Source organism: Ilumatobacter sp. (genome assembly GCF_041688325.1).
In the GTDB taxonomy this organism is placed as follows: domain Bacteria; phylum Actinomycetota; class Acidimicrobiia; order Acidimicrobiales; family Ilumatobacteraceae; genus Ilumatobacter_A.
This window is the reverse complement of sequence record NZ_JBDNIJ010000247.1, coordinates 1-3,385: the sequence shown is the minus strand read 5'-3', so window position 1 is coordinate 3,385 and position 3,385 is coordinate 1. Positions and strand designations below refer to the sequence as shown.

Sequence of the window (3,385 nt, the reverse complement as noted above, 5' to 3'; positions counted from 1 at the left end):
CTGCTGGGTCCGAACGGTGCCGGCAAAACAACCACGCTGTTTACAATCGCCGGGGTCTTGAAGATGATCAGCGGCGAGATCGACGTACTCGGCGAACCGGTGAAGTCACCGACGCCGCATGCCATCGCCCGTCGTGGGCTCGCGTTGCTGCCGGAGGACCGCGGTATCTTCTTCCAGCTGACCGTCGAGGAGAACCTACGGCTCCACTGCCACCGCAGGAGCAGCGTCAATCAGGATCAGGTGCTCGGATATTTCCCTGCGCTCGACGCGCTCCTCAATCGCAAGGCCGGCCTACTGTCGGGCGGAGAGCAGCAGATGCTGGCGCTGGGATGCAAGCTCATTGCCGACCCCAAGCTGTTGATGGTCGACGAGATGAGCATGGGTCTCGCTCCGATCATCGTCAAGCGACTCCTCCCGGTCGTCCGCCAGATCGCGGATGACACCGGTGCCGCCGTGTTACTCGTCGAGCAGCATGTACACGCAGCGCTCTCTGTCGCCGATCGTGGTTACGTCCTGACACACGGCGAACTCGTCATGGAGGGCACGGCGCAAGAACTCGACGATCGCCGTGAAATCCTTGAGGCGAGTTATCTCGGCGGCCAAGCCCTCGACGACTCCGACTGACTTTGCATCGGTCTGTCTCATCCCGTCTCACCAGCGTCGCTGTTGCCCAGGTAGCTCGCCTCGATCAGGTTTCCTTTCGCCCGTAACTCCGACGCGGTTCCGGACATCATCACCCGACCCTGACTCAGTACGTAGGCGCGATCGGCGACGCTGAGGGCACCGGCCACATGCTGTTCAACGAGGAGCACCCCGAGCCCTATTTCGTCGGCGGCATGGCGCAACGTCGGGAGGAGTTGTTGCACAACAACTGGCGCAAGCCCTCGACTCAGCTCGTCGATGAGCACAACACGCGAGCCCGCAATCAAACTGCATGCCAAGGCCAACATCTGCTGCTCTCCGCCCGACAGCAGCCCGACTTTCCTCGACAGAATCGGCCGCAGCGAGGAGAAGAGTTCGAGGACCGCGTCTCGTTCGATGGTGCTTTGCTTGTTCCGATAGAGCCGCAAATTTTCTGCAACGGTCAACTGAAAGAACAGCCCTCGATCCGAAGGCAGCAGCGCCAGCCCACGCCTGGCGATGGCGTGCACCGACTCGCCCTTAATCGAACGCCCAAGAACCTCGACAACACCGTCCATCACCGGCAGGTGACCGGCGATCGCGGCCAGCGTCACGCTTTTCCCAGCGCCATTCGGCCCAAGCAGCGCGACAACTTCGCCGCTCCCGACGACAAGATCGAGTCCATGCACGGCTGGGACGCCAACAGGTCCCGTGACCAAACCTCGTATCTCGATGAGGGGCACACGGTCTGTCATGTTGCACTCTCCCAACGATGCAACAGCGTCGACTCACCGAGGTATGCCGCGATTACGGCCGGGTCGGAGCGCACCTCCCGTCGAGGACCTTGTGCAATTACCCGCCCGAAGTCCAAGACGAGTACGCGATCACAAACCTCGAAGATGAAGTCGGTGTCGTGGTCGATGACCAACACGCCGACCCCGGAACCGGCGATGTTGCCGATGTCGGCAAGGAGCCGTCGGCTCATCCGATCGTCGAGCCCCGCCATCGGTTCGTCCAGGAGGACAACCGATGGGTTTGCAACGATTGCCCGGGCGACGCTGACGAGTTTCTGGCGCCCGAGTGAAAGCTCGGATGGACGACGATGGGCTGTCTCTTGTAGGCCGAATCGCATCAACGTTGAATCGATCACATCGCTGCCTCGCGACACCGGGCCTACGCGAATCGGCTCGAGCAGCGTCGACGCGTTGGCTCTGGGTTCGGCTGCGATGAGTAGGTTCTCGCGCACGGTGAGATCGCGGAAGAGGTCGGCAGATTGCCACGAGCGACCGAGGCCGGCGCGAGCCCGAATGTGCGGTGGTGCATCGTCGACGCTCGTGCCCGCCACCATGATCGATCCCTCGTACGGAATGAACCCGCTGATCGCGTCGAGCAGCGTCGTTTTGCCGGCCCCGTTCGGGCCGATCAAACCGACGATCTCCCCGGCCCGTACTTGTAACTCGAAGTCATCCACGGCGCAAAGACCGCCATAGGTGACCGAAACGCCCTGGAGTTCGAGCACGACGTCTCCGAACGAACGGTCCTTGCGAGGGGGTATCGGTGTGGCCGTTTCAAACACTGCGGCCCCTTGTCCAGTGAGCGTCTCGACGGGTGAGCGACCGTGGCGTTTGCCCCACCATGCGGCAATTCGTCGATTGTTCTGTCGCGTCGCACCAGCGATTCCAACCGGGTTGAACACCCCGGTCAGGACGAGGCCAACACCGCTGATCAGCAGATATCGCTCCGCGATAAATGGGACGTTGCGGTCGATCACGACGAACCCGATGCCGAGGGGAACAAACGTAGCGGCGACGAGTGCTCCTGAGATCGATCCAATGCCACCGAGGTAGGCAAAAGCGAGGAACGAGAGCCCGACGAAGGCAGTGAACGAATCAGCCGAGAGTTGGCCCCGGCTGTATCCGATGAGTGATCCGGACAGGCCGGCAAGGAAGGAGGACAGCGCAAATGCGAATAGTTTCGTGCCGGCGACGTTGACGCCAATACCGGCCGCGGTCCGTTCGTAGGAACGCACGGAGAGGAACCTGAGCCCTGTCTGGCGTCGAAGCAGGTTGCCGACCAACAGCGTCGCTGTGGTCACAAGGACGAGCACCATCACTCCGAATTGCCAACGCGCGATCTCGCGTCCAGCGCGGATATGCAGATCGATCCCGAACAAGCTGGGCCTTTCGATCAAGTTGCCGCCGACGTCGGTGAAGGAGTTGTTGCGAAAGACGAACCGTTCGATTGCGACGGCGAGGCCCAGCGTTACCACTGCGAGTTGGGTGCCGCGGATCCTCACCGCTGGAAGTCCGACGATCAACCCCAGCACGGCGGCGGCACACGCCGCCAACAGCGGAGCGATCGGAAAAGGCACGGCGAGATCGGTGGTCAGTGCTGAAAGTGTAAAACCAGCGGCACCAGCGAACGCGGCTTGGGCCAGAGAGATTTGTCCGACGGTTCCGGTCAACACGACGATCGAGAGCGCCATGAGGACGAGAGTGATGCTCGTGATTACGCCGTATCGGTAGGAGCCCGAAGTCAACAAGACAGCCGCGAGTCCGGCCGTCGTGACGCTGACGACGACGGCGGGTCGCAGCCGTGGGCGCTCGACTGTCGGGAGCGGGTCGGGTGCGATCGCACCACGTTCTGGGAGTGATCCGCCGATCACAACGAGCGCGATGATGAGCACCACAAATGGGACTGCTTCACTCAGTCCCGTCCGCGCCCAATCCGGCCACCACGCCTTGTTCGACGTGAAGACGACAAT

At 62.0% G+C, this 3,385-nt stretch carries 3 protein-coding genes; 1 reads left to right on the top strand and 2 read right to left on the bottom strand.

The annotated features are described in order from the left end of the window. Positions 1-624 (top strand): ABC transporter ATP-binding protein (locus ACH2EI_RS13915; RefSeq protein WP_395160471.1); only part of this gene is annotated, 624 nt, incomplete at its 5' end. 17 nt (positions 625-641) lie between these two features. Here the strand turns inward: ACH2EI_RS13915 and ACH2EI_RS13910 are convergent. Together ACH2EI_RS13910 and ACH2EI_RS13905 are read right to left on the bottom strand one after the other, a co-directional pair. Further along, positions 642-1,376, bottom strand: a complete 735-nt coding sequence (locus ACH2EI_RS13910) for an ABC transporter ATP-binding protein (protein ID WP_395155538.1) — start codon at positions 1,374-1,376, stop codon at positions 642-644. After that, positions 1,373-3,385, bottom strand: a 2,013-nt coding sequence (locus tag ACH2EI_RS13905) for an ATP-binding cassette domain-containing protein (protein WP_395160469.1), incomplete at its 5' end; no start/stop codon positions are given. The genes ACH2EI_RS13910 and ACH2EI_RS13905, both read right to left, overlap by 4 nt.

Excerpts from the sequence above, each read along its gene's own strand:
- ACH2EI_RS13910 (WP_395155538.1), bottom strand. The coding sequence starts at position 1,376 with ATGACAGACCGTGTGCCCCTCATCGAGATACGAGGTTTGGTCACGGGA.